Origin of the sequence: Pantoea sp. XY16, assembly GCF_025153065.1 — a bacterium.
Classification (GTDB): domain Bacteria; phylum Pseudomonadota; class Gammaproteobacteria; order Enterobacterales; family Enterobacteriaceae; genus Pantoea; species Pantoea alfalfae.
This window is the reverse complement of the sequence record NZ_JANZNP010000005.1, coordinates 82,518-102,403: the sequence shown is the minus strand read 5'-3', so window position 1 is coordinate 102,403 and position 19,886 is coordinate 82,518. Positions and strand designations below refer to the sequence as shown.

19 protein-coding genes, 1 pseudogene and 1 riboswitch are annotated in these 19,886 nt (G+C 54.9%); of the genes and pseudogenes, 12 read left to right on the top strand and 8 right to left on the bottom strand.

Translation table 11 applies throughout. The features are described 5' to 3' along the window. Positions 1-199: 199 nt before the first annotated feature. Positions 200-595: a hypothetical protein gene (locus N1689_RS08240; RefSeq protein ID WP_222925750.1), complete on the top strand. Its 396-nt coding sequence runs from the start codon at positions 200-202 to the stop codon at positions 593-595. A gap of 43 nt (positions 596-638) precedes the next feature. Here N1689_RS08240 and N1689_RS08235 read toward each other — a convergent pair whose 3' ends face one another. Continuing rightward, on the bottom strand, positions 639-1,112 hold the full coding sequence (locus N1689_RS08235; protein WP_161734671.1) for a nuclear transport factor 2 family protein: 474 nt from the start codon (positions 1,110-1,112) through the stop codon (positions 639-641). Positions 1,113-1,167: 55 nt separating this feature from the next. After that, complete coding sequence (locus N1689_RS08230; RefSeq protein ID WP_033735722.1) at positions 1,168-1,602, bottom strand: 6,7-dimethyl-8-ribityllumazine synthase; 435 nt, start codon at positions 1,600-1,602, stop codon at positions 1,168-1,170. Between the two features lie 390 nt (positions 1,603-1,992). Between N1689_RS08230 and N1689_RS08225 the strand changes: the two genes are divergently transcribed. Beyond that, entirely contained in the window at positions 1,993-2,700 is a 708-nt protein-coding gene (locus tag N1689_RS08225) for a phage antirepressor KilAC domain-containing protein (RefSeq protein ID WP_161734668.1), read from the top strand. Positions 2,701-2,833: 133 nt separating this feature from the next. On the opposite strand, the gene N1689_RS08220 is transcribed toward N1689_RS08225, so the two are convergent. Further along, positions 2,834-3,631: a MetQ/NlpA family ABC transporter substrate-binding protein gene (locus N1689_RS08220; RefSeq protein ID WP_161734665.1), complete on the bottom strand. Its 798-nt coding sequence runs from the start codon at positions 3,629-3,631 to the stop codon at positions 2,834-2,836. Positions 3,632-3,904: 273 nt separating this feature from the next. Here N1689_RS08220 and N1689_RS08215 point away from each other — a divergent pair, with 273 nt between their 5' ends. Both N1689_RS08215 and N1689_RS08210 read left to right on the top strand, forming a co-directional pair. Further along, positions 3,905-4,288 carry a cupin domain-containing protein gene (locus tag N1689_RS08215; RefSeq protein ID WP_161734662.1) on the top strand — a complete coding sequence of 128 codons (384 nt, stop codon included), beginning with the start codon at positions 3,905-3,907 and terminating at the stop codon, positions 4,286-4,288. Between the two features lie 166 nt (positions 4,289-4,454). Beyond that, on the top strand, positions 4,455-5,036 hold the full coding sequence (locus tag N1689_RS08210) for a DJ-1/PfpI family protein (RefSeq protein WP_260058524.1): 582 nt from the start codon (positions 4,455-4,457) through the stop codon (positions 5,034-5,036). Positions 5,037-5,098: 62 nt separating this feature from the next. Here the strand turns inward: N1689_RS08210 and N1689_RS08205 are convergent, their stop codons facing one another. Both N1689_RS08205 and N1689_RS08200 read right to left on the bottom strand, forming a co-directional pair. After that, positions 5,099-5,785 (bottom strand): molybdate ABC transporter substrate-binding protein, encoded by a 687-nt coding sequence (locus N1689_RS08205; protein WP_260058523.1) that lies wholly within the window; start codon positions 5,783-5,785, stop codon positions 5,099-5,101. Next, entirely contained in the window at positions 5,785-6,834 is a 1,050-nt protein-coding gene (locus N1689_RS08200) for an ABC transporter substrate-binding protein (protein ID WP_260058522.1), read from the bottom strand. Before N1689_RS08200 ends, N1689_RS08205 begins: the two co-directional genes overlap by 1 nt. A gap of 286 nt (positions 6,835-7,120) precedes the next feature. Then, a riboswitch (guanidine-I (ykkC/yxkD leader) is annotated at positions 7,121-7,219 on the top strand. Positions 7,220-7,279: 60 nt separating this feature from the next. On the opposite strand from N1689_RS08200, the gene N1689_RS08195 reads away from it, so the two are divergent. The 6 genes from N1689_RS08195 (at position 7,280) to uca (ending at position 15,062) form a co-directional block, all read left to right on the top strand. Then, a complete protein-coding gene (locus N1689_RS08195; protein WP_161734653.1) occupies positions 7,280-8,335 on the top strand; it encodes a putative urea ABC transporter substrate-binding protein in 1,056 nt (351 codons plus the stop codon). A gap of 24 nt (positions 8,336-8,359) precedes the next feature. After that, positions 8,360-9,175: an ABC transporter permease gene (locus N1689_RS08190; protein ID WP_222925837.1), complete on the top strand. Its 816-nt coding sequence runs from the start codon at positions 8,360-8,362 to the stop codon at positions 9,173-9,175. Further along, positions 9,172-9,957, top strand: a complete 786-nt coding sequence (locus tag N1689_RS08185) for an ABC transporter ATP-binding protein (RefSeq protein WP_222925838.1) — start codon at positions 9,172-9,174, stop codon at positions 9,955-9,957. The genes N1689_RS08190 and N1689_RS08185 overlap by 4 nt, the downstream gene beginning before the upstream one ends. After that, positions 9,954-10,682, top strand: coding sequence for an urea amidolyase associated protein UAAP1 (locus N1689_RS08180; protein ID WP_253418205.1), 729 nt, complete (start codon positions 9,954-9,956; stop codon positions 10,680-10,682). The genes N1689_RS08185 and N1689_RS08180 overlap by 4 nt, the downstream gene beginning before the upstream one ends. 10 nt (positions 10,683-10,692) lie before the next feature. After that, positions 10,693-11,328: an urea amidolyase associated protein UAAP2 gene (locus N1689_RS08175; RefSeq protein ID WP_260058521.1), complete on the top strand. Its 636-nt coding sequence runs from the start codon at positions 10,693-10,695 to the stop codon at positions 11,326-11,328. Between the two features lie 128 nt (positions 11,329-11,456). Then, a complete protein-coding gene (gene uca, locus N1689_RS08170; protein ID WP_260058520.1) occupies positions 11,457-15,062 on the top strand; it encodes an urea carboxylase in 3,606 nt (1,201 codons plus the stop codon). 104 nt (positions 15,063-15,166) lie between these two features. On the opposite strand, the gene N1689_RS08165 is transcribed toward uca, so the two are convergent. Further along, a complete protein-coding gene (locus N1689_RS08165) occupies positions 15,167-16,072 on the bottom strand; it encodes a LysR substrate-binding domain-containing protein (protein WP_260058519.1) in 906 nt (301 codons plus the stop codon). 99 nt (positions 16,073-16,171) lie between these two features. On the opposite strand from N1689_RS08165, the gene N1689_RS08160 reads away from it, so the two are divergent. Continuing rightward, complete coding sequence (locus tag N1689_RS08160; RefSeq protein ID WP_260058518.1) at positions 16,172-16,945, top strand: 2OG-Fe(II) oxygenase family protein; 774 nt, start codon at positions 16,172-16,174, stop codon at positions 16,943-16,945. Positions 16,946-17,323: 378 nt separating this feature from the next. Here N1689_RS08160 and N1689_RS08155 read toward each other — a convergent pair. Then, positions 17,324-17,467: pseudogene (locus tag N1689_RS08155) on the bottom strand (type II toxin-antitoxin system ParD family antitoxin); the annotation flags it as partial. Positions 17,468-17,739: 272 nt separating this feature from the next. Continuing rightward, positions 17,740-18,948: an aldose 1-epimerase family protein gene (locus N1689_RS08150; RefSeq protein WP_222925869.1), complete on the bottom strand. Its 1,209-nt coding sequence runs from the start codon at positions 18,946-18,948 to the stop codon at positions 17,740-17,742. A 367-nt stretch (positions 18,949-19,315) separates the two neighbouring features. Between N1689_RS08150 and N1689_RS08145 the strand changes: the two genes are divergently transcribed. After that, positions 19,316-19,873 carry a peroxiredoxin gene (locus tag N1689_RS08145; protein WP_222925844.1) on the top strand — a complete coding sequence of 186 codons (558 nt, stop codon included), beginning with the start codon at positions 19,316-19,318 and terminating at the stop codon, positions 19,871-19,873. The last annotated feature ends 13 nt before the right edge of the window (positions 19,874-19,886 follow it).

Sequence of the window (19,886 nt, the reverse complement as noted above, 5' to 3'; positions counted from 1 at the left end):
GGTGATCAGCAGGTTAAATGCGTGATGACTCATCATAAAAAGACTGTGTATTTATTCAGTAAATATTCTTTACGCAGATAGTCCGCAAAAGCAGCGCTGTTTTATCCATTTTAAGAGCATGCTGACTTCACACCCCCTTACATCCGGCCTGCAAACCGCTAAAATAGTTGGTTCTGATGATCAGGAGAAAGAGTGTCCAATGCGTTATCGTTTTACTCTCGCCGTTATGACGGTTGCTGCTGTACTGACCGGCTGTGCGAAACATGCCGCCAGCGAAGCACCAGATGAATTTGCTGCTGGTCCGACACAGATCGATGTCTCGCATATCAAGACCCGTGCGGATGATGGCTCCAGTGTATTCCTGACGGTAGATGGCAAAGACGCTGGCAGATTGCCGAATGGTGAAAGCAAACTGCTGCATGTGCCGGCGGGTAAGCATCAGGTCGGTGGGTATGTGCCGACGCTGTTTGGTATGGGCCGTGTCACTATTGCGCCAGTTGAAGTGACCACGTCACCTGAAGATGTCAAAAAAGTGGCCTATACGGTCACCCGCAATAAAGCGACCTTTGTCGAGAACAAGGGCGAGCAGGGCTGAGTTATTAACGGCGGAGAGCAGCGCTCTCCGCTGGAAACGGCTGTTATAAACCGAGCTCGCTTAGCGAAGGATGGTCATCCGGGCGACGCCCCTGTGGCCAGTGAAACAGCCGCTGTTCTTCGCTGATTTTCAGATCGTTAATGCTGGCAAAACGCTGCGTCATCAAACCCTGCTCATCAAACGCCCAGTTCTCGTTACCATAAGAGCGATACCACTGTAGCTGCTCGTCGTGCCATTCATAGGCAAAGCGCACCGCAATCCGGTTCTGGTCAAAACTCCACAGCTCTTTAATCAGCCGATACTGGTGCTCCCGCTGCCATTTTTGCTGCAGGAACGCGACAATCTCTGCCCGGCCGGTCAGAAAGGTATCGCGATTACGCCACCGGCTATCTGCGGAATAGGCCAGCGCCACACGTTCAGCATCGCGACTGTTCCAGCCATCTTCAGCGAGCCGTACTTTTTCCATTGCCTGTTCAGGCCGTGTAAATGGCGGTAAGGGCGGGCGTGAATTTTTCAACTTTCTCTCCTCAACGGCGCGGGCAGATGCGTTATCCGCATCCATGACAGGTTAATCAGAGGTCGAGCGCGTGGATCTGACAGACAGCGCGTGCCGCTTCCTGACCTTTTTTAACAAAGTGCTGGGTATAGAAATCGATGAACTCGGCCGATGGCTGGAAATTATGTGGTGTGAGTGACACGGAGAAGACGGGCACGTTAGTCGTCAGCTGCGCCTGCATCAGACCACTCACGACCGCCTGAGCGACGAAATCATGGCGATAGATGCCGCCATCCACCACCAGTGCCGCACAGACAATCGCATCGTAATTGCCGGTCTGTGCCAGACGTTGCGCCAGCAGCGGCATTTCAAAAGCGCCAGGAACATCCCATGTTTTAATCTCGTATGAGGCTCCGCGACTTTCCAGTTCCTGTTCAAACCCGGTCAGAACCTGAGAAACAATTTCGCTGTGCCAGTTAGCTTTGATAAAGGCGACTTTCAACGGCTGCATGACTTACTCCAGTAATAGATAACATTCAGTGGTAACGGGCCAGACTGAGCCTCAGCACACCGAATCAAAATAGTGAGCATCGCAGGTCAGTAACCTGCTGAGAGCCTTCACTATACTGCAATGTAAAGAGTCTGTGTCCATCATTGTGATTATATGTAAATAACAGATGACATCATTAGCCTTACTGGCCGCATGAAAAAAAGTACGCCTGCCATCGATAGCTCGCCCTGAACACGTCTCCCAGACCGGAAAACGCTTTCTGCTCCCATGTTTGCGTAACCGGTTCCATTTACGTTATTGCTTAAATAAAATACTGGATATTTGAACAGGTGTTTGTATAATAAATGGACTGCCCGCCGGGTATTGGTAGCGTTAGCGAGGGGTGAACCCATGATGATTTCGACTGAAAGCCTCAAATCTCTGGAACAATCGGTCACAATGAGCAGCCGTGAACTGGCTCAGATGACCGGCATTACACACGGAGAAGTGAAGCGGTTAATCAAAAGTCTGGAAACGGCTCAGCGTCTTTCTCAGCCACTCAAAGTAAATGACTATGAGCGGGATGGAGAAGTGCGCCAGGAGTATCGTCTCAGCAAGCGTGACTCTCTGCTGGCTGTAGCACGTCTTTCCCCGGGCTTTACGGCTGAAGTGCTGGACCGCTGGCAGGATCGTGAAAAAACCACGCATCTGCCTGACTTCACTAACCCGGCTGAAGCGGCTCGCGCATGGGCTGAGCAGTTTGAACAGCGTCAGGCGGCAGAGCAGCAGCTGGCCCTTTCGGCTCCCAAGGCGGCGTTCTTTGATAGCTTCGTGGAAGTTGACGACTCGCTGGGCTTTCGTCAGCTCTGCAAGATGCTGAAAGTGAAAGAACCAGAATTCCGCCAGTTCCTGCTGGAGCGCAACATCATGTACCGCGCCAAAGGAACCCTGACGCCGCAACACTACCATATGCAGGCGGGCTACTTTACGCTGCATACCGGCACCGGTGAAAACCAGCACGCTTTTTCTCAGGCGCGCTTCACCTCAAAAGGGGTGAAATGGGTGGCGAGTCTGTGGGCAGGGCATCTCTCTGCTCAGCCTAAAGGTGCAGCTGCGTAACTTCACCTCTGGCTTTCCTGACGGTCGCCTGTACGCAACCGTGCCGACAGACGTGCAGATTAAAGGGCAGATATAAAAAAGGCCGCATCAGAGTGCGGCCTTTTTTGATCGTTCAGGGTCGATTAAGGGCGATTTACCAGCCTTTAATAGCATCACCTTTATAGACTTCTTCCGCTTTCGCCGCGACTTCCGGTGACTGCAGCGCAGACTTCAGCTTCTGAATTTTGTCGCTGTCTTTATTATCTTCACGTGATACCAGTGCATTGACGTAAGGCGACGAAGCACTTTCCATAAATAAACCATCGCGGTGCGCTGATAATCCAGCCTGAGCCGAGAAGTTGGTATTGATGATGGATAAAGAGACGTTCGGATCATCTAACGTGCGGGTTAGCTGTGGCGTGTCCACTTCAACCAGCTTCAGATTTTTTGGATTTTCGATGATATCCAGCGAGGTCGGTAAATAACCCACACCGTCTTTCAGTTTAATCAGACCCTGCGCCTGAAGTAACAGCAGGCTGCGTCCCAGTGTCGTCGCCTCGTTAGAGATCGTCACAGTAGCGCCATTCGGCAGTTCACTGATGTTTTTGATTTTGTGTGAATAGGCCGCAATCGGGAACACGAAAGTCTTACCTACCACCGCAAATTTATAGCCGCGCTCTTTCGACTGGTCTTCAAGATAAGGGAGGCTCTGGAAGGCGTTGGCATCAACCTCTTTGTTATTCAGTGCTTCGTTTGGCAGCACATAATCATTGAAGTTAAGGACTTCGACATCAAGCTTGTATTTATCTTTGGCAACCTGCTGTACGACCTGCCAGATTGCTTCATCCGGCCCGGTATTAATCGCGACTTTAACTTTGTTATCGTCGTCTTTAGAGCAGGCGGATAATAATAAAACAGAACTGGCGAGTAATGCCGTAAACAAACCTTTCATTATCAGAAATCCCTCAGATAGTAGATGGCTTCAAAGATAATACAGAACGCACAGGTTGCGTACTGACGGCGGAATATATCTTATAACCGCAAAGCAGATTTCGAACATTAATTAACCACCCACTCTGCTGGCCTAATCATTCCCGCTATTTTTTTGCACTGGCTGACTGATCGTTTACTGGTTCATCACGTATGAAACCCCCAGCGCCATTTTCTTCTACGCTTACTGCTCAGTCACTACTGGCATTCTATTAATTAACAACAGGGATTAACCATGTCAAAGCAGGATAACAAGATTAACGCAGTCGAAGTGATGCGCAGCGGCCAGGCCTGGAACGGTGAGGTGATTAATGCTTATCCCACCGGCGAACCTGAACTGACAGTGATGCGACTGTCACTGCCTGCCCATACGTCATTGCCCTGGCACACCCACCCGATGCCGAATGCGGCGTTTATTCTTTCCGGCACCCTGATTGTTGAGGATAAAGAGAGCGGCGAACAGCGCACGTTCACAGCAGGTGAAGCTCTGAATGAAACGGTTAACAGCGCGCATCGTGGTTACACTCTGGATGAACCCGCTGAACTGGTGATCACGTATGCCGGTGTGAAAGGACAGGAACTGACCGAGCCGCTGCCGGGAGAACCTGAAGAGTTTTAGGTGGCGGCTTTTGACATAACTCATGACGGCCGTGTTTCCGCTGCCGCTTTTTAGCCCTGAACTAAACCCCGCCCGGATTTGATTCGGATCAGTAAACGGTGTGCCTGCACAGACCAGGATGAACATTCTTTGCTCCATCCACACCCACAATGTAAAAGGATTTTTCATGGATAAGAACGTTGCCCTGCTGCTCGCGCCCGGTTTTGAAGAAGCTGAAGCCATTATCACGCTCGATATTCTTTCACGGCTTGGCGTTCGCGTGACCACTGTGGCCTGTCAGCCCTACCGGGAAGTGACCAGCTACCATCAGGTGAAGGCCGTGGCTGATGAGCTGCTGGAGGAAAATCGCGAGCGGCTGTTTGATGCGGTGATTGTGCCAGGCGGCCCGGACGGCAGCAAAAATCTGTCAGCGAATGCTGCGGTGATCGATTTTATTCGCCGGCATGATGAAGCGGGTCGTCTGATCTGCCCAATCTGTTCCGCAGCGGCCAGAGTGCTGGCACCTCACGCGCTTTTAAAGGGACGGCGTTATGTCAGTTCCGGCACCTCTTCAGAGGGTGTGACTGATGGCGTTTATGTTAATGCATCGGTTGTGAAAGATGGCAATCTGCTGAGCGGACAGGATCTGGGCGCGGCGTTTGATTTCGCCTTCGCCATCGCTTTTACTCTGACAGGTGAGGGCGACAAAGCCACCGAACAGGCGGAACACATCAGTCATAAGCTTAAGGTGGATTTCGCTAAGCTCTGATTCGATTTTTCGCCCCCGAAGCGTCAGGCTGACGGGGCGCAAAGTCATAGCAAGAACGCTTTTTATTCACAACCAAATCCCGCATCCCGTAATACCCCTTTTGCCTGCTCTGAACCTAAGAACGTCGCCAGCTTTTGCGCCTCTGGCGTGATGACCGCACAGGCATAGCGTGCAACAGGATTAACAGCCGCCGGAATATCCAAAACCGTCAACCCCGCAGCCCGACTCAGGGCTGTCCGATAGCTGGCATAGCCGATAAACAGATCCGCCATATCCGCCTGAATAATCCACTCTGCTGCCAGCCTTCCTGTGGGAATTACTGGTGAGTCACGCCCGCCAGCAAGTGGGAGGGCGCGCTGGCGCACCGCTTCACCGGCATTACCCATCCGGGAGAAAAGAACCTGCGTATAGTCACCCGACGGGTCGGTACCAGGTGTGGACGTGGCGATTCGCAGCGAGTCACGGGTGAGCAATGTGAACCAGTCGTCTCCAGGCAGAAGACAATCGCTGCGCACCGTAATACAGAGCCGGTTGCTGGTAAACGGCATGACTGCCAGCGCGCGTCCGGCAGCCAGCAGCGTCTGCGGATGATCCTCACTGGCTGAAGCAAAGAGGTCGCACGACTCACCGGCCTCAATCCTTTCGCGGAGCAGGCCGGCGGGCCCAAAACGGGTGTCAACCGGCGCCGGAAAGTACGCCATTAGTGCTGGCCAGACGCCTTTCAGGCTGCCCGCCGCCAGTATTTGCATCACTCTGGCCCCTGATAAGTGGTGCGATAAAAATGCTGATACCAGCGGCTAGCCAGCGTGCTCATGTCGACATCCTGAAACTTCTGCGGATAGAGTTTTTTTGCCATCCACAGCTCGCCAATCCCCATCGCTTCCGGCATCGGATAGCCCCAGGCTTTTGCGTAGTCAGGCATCAGATAAACGCGATGATTTTTTACTGCATCAATGGCCTGCCATTGCGGCGAACTGTTGATCTCATTGATGACAGAAGGATAGCGATCCTGGACAAAAATCACCTGCGGATCCCAGGCGATCACCTGCTCCATCGACACAGTTTTAAATCCTTTCACGGTCGCCGCAGCAACGTTAACCGCTCCCGCATGCTGCATCATCAGACCGGTATATTTCCCGGAACCATAAGTAGTCAGTTCCGGATTTGCCATATAGGCGCGAATACGTTTTTCCGCCGGAATATCTTTCAGCCGGTCGCTGACGATTTTGCGCCCCTGATCGGTAGCCTCAATCAGCGCTTTCGCTTCAGCGGGTTTATTGACGATCTCGCCAATCAGCGTAATGCCGTCGCGCAGACCTTTGTCATAGGCCATTTCCTCATCAGTGAGGGTCGGATTCATTTTGTCCTGTTCACCCGGCAGGCCATGACGCAGCGAGATAGCCACGACAGGGATCCCCAGCGCGGTAATACTGTCGATCATCTCATGCGGGGCATAGTTGGTGACAAACACCACCTGCGGATGCAGCGCCACCAGCTTCTCCGGATCAACGTGCGTCAGATCGCCAAGCGTAGCCATAGGGTTCAGCTCAGGGGCCAGTCGGGCATAGCCGTCGCCGAGTTGCTGCTTCCAGTTCGCCATCACCCCGACGATTTTATCGGTGGCGTTCATCTGCACCAGCAGGTTCAGCGTCTGATGCTGAAGCACAACAACGCGGTCAACGTGGTCAGGAATCGTAACCTGGCGGCCAATCTGGTCGGTGATCTGGCGTGAGGCGTGGGAAGAGAGCGGAAGAAATATCAGTAAACCGAGTGTACATACCTGCCAGAAGCGCTTCATTAACTATCCTCGAAAATCGTTATGCATTGTATTATATAGCGATGGGTGATGCGCGTCACGGTCCGGGTCATTATTTTGGGACAGCAGCAGGTAGAAAAAGAGACTGACTGTGCAAATCGCCCTTATCCACACCACAGCACTGATTATGTGCAATGCCCGTTGCTGGTTCACCATCCCGGTGCTTCCTGTACCAAAACTCGTCTACCTTACTGATATGACTTACTTTAATTTCTGGCACGCCATTTGCTCAAGTCTTAGCAGTAAGCAGCGTATGACACATTGATAGCAAATAGCTGGCTAGGGTTCCGGTTCACGCAGGTGAATGTCTGGTCCGAGAGCTGGCGACCTCTGCGAGGTTACACGGCGGGACAAAAGCCCGGGAGACAGCGGCACCATCTGGTGTCCTGCGCTGCTCCCGTTTTTTTGTGCCAACCAGAGGTCAACCATGAAGAAATCTCCCCTCGTGACGCTAATTCTGTCTCTGACGCTGCTGGTCAGCGCGCCGTCTTTCGCCGCCGTCAAAAAAGAGTTCAACATCTGCTGGACCATTTACGCGGGCTGGATGCCCTGGGGCACCATCAGCAATGAGAAGATCATTGATAAATGGGCCAGCAAATATGGCATCAAAATTCATATCACTCAGCTCAATGACTACATCGAGTCGATCAACCAGTACACCGCAGGACAGTTCGACGGCTGCACTATGACCAATATGGATGCCCTGACGATTCCTGCGGCAGGTGGTGTTGACTCCACGGCGCTGATAACGGGTAGCTATTCTGATGGTAACGACGGCGTAGTCCTGAAAGGTGAAAATAAAAAGCTCAGCGATCTGAAAGGGATGTCGGTCTATCTGCCTGCGCTGTCGGTGTCGCACTATCTTCTGGTCCGCGGGCTGGAGAAAGCCGGGCTGCAGGAAAAAGACGTTAAAGTCGTAAATACCTCCGATGCCGATATTGTCTCAGCGTTCGGCACCAGCAACGTAAAAGCGGCTGTGGCCTGGAACCCGCAGCTTTCGGTCATCAAAAAGACCCCGCAGACGACAGAAGTGTTCAGCTCATCGGCCGTGCCGGGTGAGCTGATTGACATGATGGTGGTGAATACCGACACCCTGAAAGATAACCCCGCACTTGGCAAGGCGCTGACCGGTGCCTGGTTTGAAATGATGGTGAAGATGCAAGCCGGAGACACCCAGGCGCTGAGCGCAATGGCGGCCGATTCCGGTACGGACCTCGCTGGTTACAAAGCGCAGATGAAAACGACCCACCTGTTCTGGACCCCTGCCGAAACCCAGACCTTTGTCTCTTCCCCCGATCTGGCAAAAACCATGCAGCGTGTCGCTGCGTTTTCCTTTGATAAAGGGTTGCTGGGCGAGGGCGCGCAAAGCGCTGACTTCATTGGTATGAGCTTCCCTGGCAACGTCACCGTCGGTGATACCGCAAACATCAAACTGCGCTTTGACGACAGCTATCTGAAGCTGGCCGCTGCGGGCAAGCTGTAATCACCGTACTCAGGAGTTATTGCTATGCGCCACATCAACCGCTATCCCCGGCAGGGAATGCGCCTGACGCTGATGCTGTTACCGTTTGTGTTGCTGATCGCCGCGTGGTTTATCAGTTCGGCAGTGCGTCTGGAAGCCAATCCCCACGACAAACTGCTGCCCGGCCTGTCGCAGATGATCGCGGCCATCGACCGGATGGCGTTCACGCCGGACAAGCGCAGCGGGGAGTATCTGCTGTGGGCGGATACGTGGATTAGCTTAACTCGTCTGCTGACTGGCCTGGCGCTCTCTTCGGTAATTGGCTTGTGCATCGGCATTGCTGCGGGCGTCTTTCCGATGACCCGCGCGGCGCTGTCACCCTTCATGACCGTGGTGTCGATGATCCCGCCGCTGGCGCTGCTGCCAATGCTGTTTATCGTCTTCGGGCTGGATGAGCTGTCAAAAGTGATGCTGATCGTCATCGGCATCACACCGATGCTGGCACGCGATCTGGAACATCGGGCGCGGGAAATCCCCGCAGAGCTGTTTATCAAAGCACAAACCCTGGGTGCGAACAGCTGGACGGTGGTGCTGCGGGTCGTGCTGCCGCAACTGTTATCCCGGCTGATTACGTCGCTGCGTCTGCTGCTGGGATCGGCATGGCTCTTTCTGATCTCCGCCGAAGCCATCTCCGCGACTGCCGGGCTGGGTTATCGCATCTTCCTCGTCCGCCGCTATATGGCGATGGATGTGATCATTCCTTATGTCATCTGGATCACGCTGCTGGCGTGGCTGATGGACCTCGCGCTGCGTCAGCTGCACAAAACCTTTTTCCCCTGGGCGGAAGGAGGCCGGGAATGAGTTTTATCGATATCAAAAATATCTGGCAGGAGTATGGCGACCACGTGGTGCTGGAGCGCATCAATCTGCAGGTGAAAGAGGGCGAGTTCTGCTCGCTGGTGGGTGCGTCCGGCTGCGGTAAGTCGACGTTTTTACGCCTGCTGCTCGGTCATGAGAAGCCAACGCGGGGAACGATCACGCTGGATGGCGAGCAGCTGCCCGGAGAGCCGGATCGCAGCCGTGGCGTGGTGTTTCAACGCTACTCGGTTTTCCCTCATCTCAACGTGCTGGATAACGTCACCATTGGCCTCGAACTTCCGGCGTCACCCTTTATCGGGCGGCTGTCTGGCGCCCGGAAACGCCAGGCCCGTGAGCAGGCAAAACAGATGCTGGAGAAAGTCGGGCTGGGCCATTCGCTGGATAAATATCCGGCGCAGCTTTCCGGCGGAATGCAGCAGCGGCTGGCCATTGCGCAGGCGTTTGTGATGCAACCACGCGTGCTGCTGCTGGATGAGCCGTTTGGCGCGCTGGATCCCGGCATCCGCAAAGATATGCATGCGCTGCTGCTCCAGCTGTGGAGCGAAACCCGGATGACGGTGTTTATGGTCACGCATGACCTTGCCGAAGGCTTCAATCTGGGAACCCGGCTGCTGGTGTTTGACAAAGTGCGCATCGACCCGCAGGCCCCCAATGCGTGGGGTGCGCGTATCACTTACGACATCCCGCTTAATGAAACGCGGCTGTCGCAGCTGACGACCGGCAGCAGAAACAACATTTACCCTTTAAAGGAGACCGCTCAATGACAGATCTTTTTCATTCAGCCCCGAGCGTGCGCGAAGAGCCGCTGCCCGGTGGCGCGCATACCTCGCTGATTCTGCGTAAAGGGCAGATCCTGCGCCTGACCGACATTGAGGGCGGTGCGAACGTCAGCATGATGATGCTCAATCCGCACGAGAAAAGTGAACGGCTGAATCTGCCGGACACCCTGAAAGGCCAGCACACCGCCCGGCTAACGACCGGCTACTGCTTCTACTCCGATATGGGGCGCGTGATGGCCGGGATCGTTGCGGATAGCTGCGGCTGGCACGATCCGTTCGGCGGCGTACTCAACGCGGCGGAAACACAGGAAAAATACGGTGCCGGGCGCTATCAGGAGCTGCGCAACGGTTTCTATCGCAACGGCGTAGATAATCTGCTGGTTGAGATGGGCAAATGGGATCTGGGTCTGGAAGATCTGCTGATGGTCGTTAACTTTTTCAGCAAGGTCACGGTTGATGACCAGGGCCGCTTCGGGTTCAGCGCAGGCAATAGCCAGGCGGGTGATTTCGTTGAGCTTTACGCGCCCATGGACGTGCTGATGGTGCTGACCGCGCTGCCACATCCGCAGGATCCCGCCACTGACTATCTCCCGCGTCCGGTCCAGTTGAGCTGGTATCAGGCTGACGATATGCAGGTTGTAAGCGATGCGATTGCGAATCGCGGTGAAAACCAGCGTGCATTTCACAACACTCAACTTTTTGCCCTGTGAGGAGGCTGCGATGACCCTTATCCACTCTGATCGTCGTCCTGAAGATGCTGTCTATCGCCACGTAATCCCGGCAGGCGAGCCGTGGCTGTTCGAAGTCAAAAAAGGGCAAACGCTGCGCCTGCTCGACCTCGAAGGGAATCAGGCAATTGATACCCTGTTTTACAACACCGACAACCCGCGGGAACGTTATGATCCTCAGCGCACGCTGCGTCGTCAGGGAAACGTTTATCTGACCACCGGCAGCGTGCTCTATTCGAATCTCGGCAATCCGCTGCTGACTATCGTCGCCGACACCTGCGGTCGTCACGATACCCTGGGCGGAGCCTGCTCGCAGGAGAGCAACACCGTGCGCTATGCCCAGGATAAGCGCTACATGCACAGCTGCAGGGATAACTTTCTCTGCGCCTGCCTGCACGATGGCCGTCTGCACAAGCGGGATATCGGCGCCAACATTAACTTTTTCATGAATGTTCCGGTCACGCCTGAAGGCGGTCTGACCTTTGAAGACGGCTTATCTGCGCCTGGCAAATATGTCGACCTGGTGGCTGAATGCAACGTAATGGTGCTGATCTCCAACTGTCCGCAGCTGAATAACCCCTGTAATGGCTGGAATCCGACACCCGCCGAAGTGCTGGTGTGGAAGTGATATGGCCTTGCGCACTGACCTTCTGAACATTCCGCCGACGCACGCCGCTTAAGTGCCGGTCAGCCCCGGGGACGGCCCCAGGGAATATCGAATTTTGCGGGACGACCCGCATCCCTGAGAGTTCGCCTATGTTTGATACCTTACTGATTGCCAATCGCGGCGCGATCGCCTGTCGCATCCTGCGCACGCTGCGGCCCATGCAGATGAAAGGGGTCGCCGTTTACTCCGAAGCCGATCTGAGCAGTTTACATATCCGCGAGGCGGATGTGGCGCTAAGCCTTGGCGAAGGCCCGGCTGCACAAACCTATCTGGTGACGGAAAAGATCATCGCCGCCGCGCAGCAGAGCGGGGCGAAAGCGATCCATCCTGGCTACGGTTTCCTTTCGGAAAATGCCGCCTTTGCGGAAGCGTGCGAGGCTGCCGGTCTGATTTTTGTCGGTCCCACGCCGCAGCAGTTAAGGACCTTTGGCCTGAAACATACGGCCCGCGCGCTGGCGAAGGCCGAAGAAGTGCCATTGCTGGAGGGCAGTGAGCTGCTGGCGGATGTCAGCGAAGCCTGCCGCGCCGCAGAGCGTGTCGGCTATCCGGTCATGCTGAAAAGCACGGCGGGCGGTGGTGGTATTGGGATGCGCGTCTGTCGTGATGAAAATGCGCTGTCAGAGGCGTTTGAAACGGTCCAGCGCCTCGGCCAGAACAACTTCAGCGATGCCGGAGTATTTCTCGAAAAATATATCGAACGCGCCCGTCATCTTGAAGTGCAGATTTTCGGTGACGGGAAGGGCGAGGTAATCGCGCTGGGCGTACGCGACTGCTCGGTACAGCGGCGTAACCAGAAAGTGATCGAAGAGACGCCAGCGCCGAATCTGCCCGCAGGTATGGCGGAGGCTTTATGCGCGGCGGCTATCGCGCTGGGAAAAGCGGTGAACTATCGCAGCGCCGGAACGGTTGAATTTGTTTACGACAGCGCATCACAGCAGTTCTATTTCCTTGAAGTGAATACCCGCCTGCAGGTTGAACATGGTGTGACAGAGCAGGTGTGGGGCGTGGATCTGGTGCAGTGGATGATTGAGCTGGCGGCAGGCAATCTTCCGCCGCTAAGCGTATTAGCCGCCACGCTGAATCCACAGGGCCATGCCGTGCAGGCGCGCATCTACGCGGAAGATCCGGGACGGCAGTTCCAGCCTTCACCCGGACTGTTAACTGAAGTCCATTTCCCGGCGGCCGACGGTAAAAACCTGCGCATCGACCGCTGGGTGGAGGCCGGATGCGAAGTCCCGCCATTTTTTGATCCAATGCTGGCCAAAGTGATTGCCTGGCATCCCACACGCGAAAAAGCTATCGCCGCACTGGCACAGGCACTGACGGAAACCCGCCTCTATGGCGTTGAAACCAACCGCCTCTATCTGTTGCAGATCTTAGCCTTTGCGCCTTTTACCGCTGGCGACCCCTGGACACGCTGCCTGGAGCAGCTCGGCTATCAGGCTGCAACGGTTGAGGTATTGAGTGCCGGCACCCAGACCAGCGTGCAGGATTATCCCGGACGACTGGGATACTGGGCGGTGGGCGTGCCGCCATCAGGGCCGATGGACGATCGCGCCCTGCGCTCAGGCAACCGTCTGCTGGGCAATGACGAGAGTGACGCCGCGCTGGAAATCACGCTGAACGGGCCCACCCTGAAATTTAACACGGAGATTCAGGCGGTGGTCTGCGGTGCGCCGCTCAGTGTCACGCTCGACGGCGCTGAACAGGTAATGGACGCCGTATTTACTATCCCGGCGGGCGCCACACTGAAGCTGGGCGCGATGCGTGGTGCAGGCGTCAGAAGTTATCTCTGCCTGAGCGGTGGTATTCAGGTGCCGGACTATTTAGGCAGTAAAAGTACCTTTACGCTCGGTCAGTTTGGCGGACACGCTGGTCGTGCGCTGCGCAGCGGTGATGTGCTGCATCTCGCGCCGCGGGCTACGAACACAGCCGGAACACAACTGCCCACGGCGCTGCGCACAGACCTCGCCACAATCCGCACGCTGCGCGTGATTTATGGTCCCCACGGTGCGCCGGAATTTTTTGCGCCGGACTATATTGCGACGTTCTTTGCCACAGAATGGGAAGTGCACTTTAACTCCAGCCGAACCGGCGTGCGCCTGATTGGGCCAAAGCCGATCTGGACACGCGACAGCGGCGGCGAAGCGGGACTGCACCCCTCAAACATCCATGACAACCCGTACGCGATCGGCGCGGTCGACTTTACCGGTGATATGCCAGTCATTCTGGGTCCCGATGGTCCCAGTCTCGGCGGGTTTGTCTGCCCGGTGACGGTCATCGAAGCGGATCTCTGGCAACTGGGCCAGCTGAAAGCCGGTGACAAAGTGCAGTTTGTTCCGGTAGATATCCCGACGGCACGGCGGCTGGCAGAGGGGCGGCGTATTGAGCTGACCACGCTACAGCCACAGGACATTCTCTGGGAGCCTGCGCCACTGATGTCGCCGATAATAATGACCTGCGGTGAAGCGGATAAACGTCTGGTCGCGCGGCTTTCAGGCGATACGCATCTGCTGCTGGAGGCAGGCGAGCCGGAGCTGGATCTGGTGCTGCGTTTTCGCATTCACGCGTTAATGCAGGCGCTGGAAGCGCAAACACGCCACGGCATTATTGATATCACGCCGGGCATCCGCTCGCTGCAAATCCACTTTCAGCCGGAGACGCTGACGCCACACGTGCTGCTGGCGTGGGTGCGCGGTGAATGGGAAACGGTCTGCATGAGTGACGACCTTCAGGTCCCCACACGCGTAGTCCATCTGCCGCTCTCCTGGGACGATCCCGCCTGTCAGAAGGCGATCGAAAAGTATATGACCACCGTGCGTCCGGACGCGCCCTGGTGCCCGAGTAATCTTGAGTTTATTCGCCGGATAAACGACCTGCCAGATGAGCAGGCCGTCTGGAACACCGTGTTTGAGGCCCGTTATCTGGTCATGGGGCTGGGCGATGTTTATCTTGGCGCACCGGTTGCCACACCGCTGGATCCCCGTCATCGGCTGGTAACGACGAAATATAACCCAGCCCGCACCTGGACGGCGGAAAACTCAGTTGGCATCGGCGGCGCTTATCTATGTATTTATGGCATGGAGGGGCCGGGCGGCTATCAGTTTGTGGGCCGCACGCTGCAGATGTGGAACCGATATCACGAAGTCGCCGATTTTGGCGGAAGACCCTGGCTGCTGCGCTTTTTCGATCAGATCCGCTTTTATCCGGTTCCGGCCAGTGAGCTGTTGCAGATTCGCCGCGATTTTCCCCTCGGTCGCTATCCGCTGCGCATCGAGCACAGCACGCTGCGGCTGGCGGAATATCAGGATTTTCTCGCCCGTGAAGCGCAGAGCATCGGTCTGTTTCGCGATCACCAGCAAGCCGCGTTCCATGCGGAACGTGACCGCTGGATCGCCAGCGGCCAGGCCCATTTCGACAGTCAGGAAAACGTAGCGGATGAAGGCGGTGACGCACCGCTGCAACCGGGCGAGCAGGGGGTTGAAAGTCCGGTATCCGGCAATCTCTGGCAGGTGCAGGCGACTGCGGGCAGCCGGGTGCAGGAAGGCGATATCCTGGTGGTGCTGGAGTCGATGAAGATGGAGATCCCGCTTCTGGCTCCGTGCAGCGGCATAATTCAGCAGGTCAGCGTCCAGCCAGGCAGCGCAGTGCGTGCAGGACAACGCGTGGCGGTAATCGTTGAAGACAATGCGTAACGACGATCACAACCGACCAGCCGGATAAGGTCATGCTTAAGTAACAATCTGCCGCTGCGCCCGTCAGCGGCTACATGCTGGCGGGCCATCACAGCAGCTGGGTATCAGCACCGCGCGCCCAGTTCTTTTAACCAGCCGATCATCGCCTCACTGCCAGGCTGACTCAGCGTGCGTTGCGGCCAGACAAGGTAATAGGGTTTGCTCAGCGGCAGGCAAAGATCATCCACTACCACCAGATCGCCCCGCGCCAGTTCCGCCGCAATAAGGCGTCGCTGCCCCAGCAGCACACCAGCTCCCGCGACAGCCGCATCAATCGCCAGCGAGGTCAGATTGAAGCTGAACGCGGGCTGCGGCAGCGGTTCATCCATGCCTTTTGCCTGAAACCAGCTTCGCCAGTCAGGCAGAAAACGGCCTTCATTGCCCCAGTCGAGGTGGATCAGAGGCGCCTGGCTTAAGATCGTTTCCGGCGTAAAACGATGTAACAGAGCAGGGCTGGCCACCGGCAGCACGTCATCATGAAACAACTTCAGCTTATCTGACTGCGGGTAACGATCCTCACCAAAGCAGATCACAAAATCGGCGTGCATCGCGGTGAAATCGACCTGAGAATGCGTACCGTGTAACGAGAGATCGATATTCGGGCAATGGTCGCGCCAGCTCGCCAGCTGGGGCAACAGCCATTTGGACGCCAGCGCCGGTAATGTGTAAACCGTGAGTTTTGGCGCGCTGGCCGCATGGCGGATGTTTTGCTGACCCAGGTGCAAAATATCAAAGGCTTCGGTGACATAGCGCAGATACTCTTTGCCGGTTTCAGTCAGCATCACGCCGCTCTGCGTGCGCAGAAACAGCGCGCTGCCAAGTTGCTCTTCCAGCTGGCGAATCTGCTGACTGACCGCCGCCGGGGTTAAAGCCAGCTGGGCGGCGGCTTTTGCCAGGCTGCCCAGTTCGGCGGCCACTTTAAAGGACTGAATGACGCTGATTTTGGGCAACCTTGGCAATTGGGCAGGCATTAACTCTTCCTTATCAGGGTATTAAGTTTTTATCGTTACGCAGCGTGGCAGGCGACAGGTAGAGTAACATCACACCTGCCCATCATGAGAGCTGTTGCTATGTCTGAATCCCTTGTTCGTCTTGATCTTCATCCGCTGACCGACCAGGGCTGGCGTCAGCGCTGTCGTGAGCAGTTAAACCACTCCGGCGCGCTGGTACTGCGTCAGTTTTTACAACCACACGCTTTAGAGGCGATGATCGAAGAGGGCAATGCCCGGCGTCATCTGGCCTATCACACCCGTAGTAAACACAATGTCTATCTGATGAAGCCGGATGAGGCGTTCAGTGCGGATCATCCGCGTAATCGGGATGTGCTCAGCACCAAAGGCTGTATTACGGATGATGTTATCGCTGCCGACTCGCCACTGCGCCAGCTTTATAACGATGACCTGTTTAAACGTTTCCTGTGCGATGTGCTGGGAGAGGAAGCGCTCTATCCCTACGCCGATCAGCTTTCGTCGATTAACCTGCACTATGCGCCTCACGGTCAGGAGCTGGGCTGGCACTTCGACAACTCCTCCTTTGCTATCACCTTACTGGTCCAGAAACCGCTGGCGGGCGGCGTGTTTCAGTATGTGAAAGATCTGCGGGATGCCGATGCCGGTGATATGAACTTTGCCGGTGTCGACGCAGTGCTGGAAGAACGTCAGACCGTTGACGCGCTGGAGATAGATGCCGGGGATCTGGTGCTGTTTCGTGGCCGTAATTCCCTGCACCGCGTGACCCCAACTGAAGGCGAGGTCACCCGGATGCTCGCCGTGCTGGCTTACAATACGCAGCCGGGTATTGAGTTGTCAGAAACCGCGCGTATGACCTTTTACGGCAGACTATGACATCATGGCGTGTCTGCAAGGGTACCCCAGCCGCGCAGAAAGATTTGCTGCGTGCGGAAAGCCACTAATGCACGCCAGTCCGCATCTTAGGGCCAGAATCCCTCGACAGTTAGCTTTACCGGTCAGATACCCCTGGATCAGGACAGATACTGGCTGTCTGCCCCGACACAAGACAATGCGCACAATCTATCTTATGTTAAATAACATATCGCACATGTATTCAGGTAGCTTAAGTAATCTCAATTCCCCCCCTTCGGGTTTTCACTTCAGACACAGGAGGCTGTGTCGCAACTAATCTGCAGGATTATTTATTGGATGATTACTACGGACGGCACGCTCTGACGTTTACGGTAGGATTCTGCTCAGCGAGAGCTTCCCGTCAAGTTTCATCTGCTGCTCCCGTTCTTCCAGTGCCCTGAGGCCCGCACGGATCACTTCACTGGTGTTGTTATATCGCCCGCTTTCTATCTGTTCGCGGATGAACGCTTCGAAATAAGGACTGAGTGCTACGCTGGTTGGCATGATTCCTCTCCCGCTGAGTTACTATCAGTTATTAACTGTTAGTATTTCAGGGTTACTCTTCTCTTTCAACTTCCGGCTTAACACCCTTCCACAGGTTTGCCGGATGTTTACCTGCGTGTAACTTTGCGTTGACCAACCCCGCGACCTTATAGCATCGCCAGTATCCTGTGCAGATCTTTGCCACTTTCTCGCATTTGTGATGTCATCCCGTGACGGAACGCTGGCCTGTAAAGTAAAAACCCCAACAATTTAGCTGGGGTTATGATGGGTCGTTACTCTTTCGCTATTGGCGTCTCGCTCACATCAATCTTCGTTTCGCCCTGAATGCCCTTAATGCGTTTCTCAACGTCATTCACCTGCTCGCTGCTGTGCAGCAAGGTGTACGTCAGATCAAATGCCGTGCTCGCGCCCGGTTGCAGTTGCTTCACGCGTTTTTGTTCACGTTCAATGGTGACCGGATAGGCGTAACTGGTACCAGGTTCGATGCCGGTCACGTAGCCCTGTTTCAGGGTGTCGGTATTTTTCCATAAGGTCAGCATCGGGAGTTGACGCGTATCGAACTGAATGGATGCGCCGCTGTTGCCCGCTTTATTTATCACCGCAGCGACGGTCTGATGATTGCTGTCGGAAAGTGGTTTGATGTTGAACACCATCTCATCGAAATCTTTGGTCGGACCTTTATAGGTCTGCCACTCTTTTAGCCCGGCTTTCGCGTAGTCATTGAACGGGCTGATGCCGGACATCGGTGCCATGAAGCGTGCGCCCTCTTCCAGAATAGGCTGGCCGAAGTTGCTGTGATAGATGATCTGGTAATCGTGCGGATAGTCGGCATGGTTGGTTAACACATCATGCAGGCTGAAACTGTTGCTGCCTGGCACGTAACGCAGCTCGGTCATGGTCTGCAAATCAGCTTTTTTAAAGGTGCTCTCTTTAATCAGGCCGCGAATACGGATTTCGTGTGGTGCCGCATCTGCCACTTCAACTTCCAGCTGGGAAACCGGCGTATTCCCCGCTTTACCGTGCAGCGTATAGATTCGTCCTTCATCGGTGACCGGATGACCGGTCCATTCGTAGCCGCAGCGCACCATCATCTCGTTGAAGCCGTCCAGCCAACCCAGACCGTTGCGGCTCTCAAGATTGATGTAGGCAGGATTGACGACCTCTTTCACTGGTGAATCCCAGCCCATGCGGGTGCCAAAGCCCTCAACATGCAGTAAGTTCATGCCGCGGGTCGGACTTAACGTAATTGTCAGGCCATCCTCACTGCGGATCGTCAGAATTTTACTGCCTTCCTGCTTGCCGCCATGCAGGACTTTCTGTTCGATGCTGAACGGTTTGCCCTGAGACTTCAGCTCATTGCTGGAAATCTTCCAGTTTCCCTGCTCGGTGCCCTGTTCAGCACTCGTCAGCACCCAGGTTTTCGCCGCTGCTGAACCTGATACCAGAACCGCCAGTACTGTTAATGCCAGTTTAATCTTCATCATTCGCCTCATTTGCTGAATCGTTTTTTCATTCCATAAATGGAATTTACTGTCTGAAGCCGAACAGAAACGTGACGATGCTCACCTGCCAGAAAACCGGCGCTTTTTAGCAAAATTATTGCGGCTCAAATCACATAAATTTTACTTAATCAGGAATAACCACGATGCAATCTGTGACTCAACGACGCATGAGCTGCACTCGATTCAGCAAATGATGCAATGACCACCTGAAAATTGTGGTTAACGTCCTCTCAAAAAAATCGTTAAAAAAATTTCAAAACCGCGCAACTTTTTCTCGTTTTAAACGAACCTTAAAAATGAGACGTCAGACAACCCCGTCTGCTCGTTAATGGAGAGAGTCACGCCAATGAAAAACACCCTGAAAACCCTGGCCGTCGCTACGCTGCTGGCACTGAGTGTTCCGGCAACATCCGCTTTTGCAGCGTTACAGGTCGGTGAAAAAGCCCCGGATTTTAAACTCGACGCCGCGCTGGCGGGCAAATCGACCACCTTTTCATTACAGCAGGCGCTGAAGAAAGGCCCGGTTGTGCTTTACTTCTTTCCGGCGGCGTTCAGTGCGGGTTGTACGCTTGAAGCGCATGACTTTGCTGAAGCGACCGATGAATTCAAAAAACAGGGTGCGACCGTCATTGGTGTCACCGCCGGTAATACCGATCAGATTGCTAAATTCTCGCAGCTTGAATGCCGTGACAAATTTACCGTAGCCGCCGACCCGGGAGCCAAAGTCGCCGAAGAATATAAGAGCACCATGGAGATGAAAGGTCAGAAGCTTTCAGACCGGACCTCTTACGTGATTGCGCCCGATGGCAAAATCCTGCTGAGCTTCACCGATAAAAATCCTGATACGCATATCCAGAAAGCGATGGATGCCGTTAAAAAATATCGTCAGGCCAATCCGGCATAACTTCATCATCTGA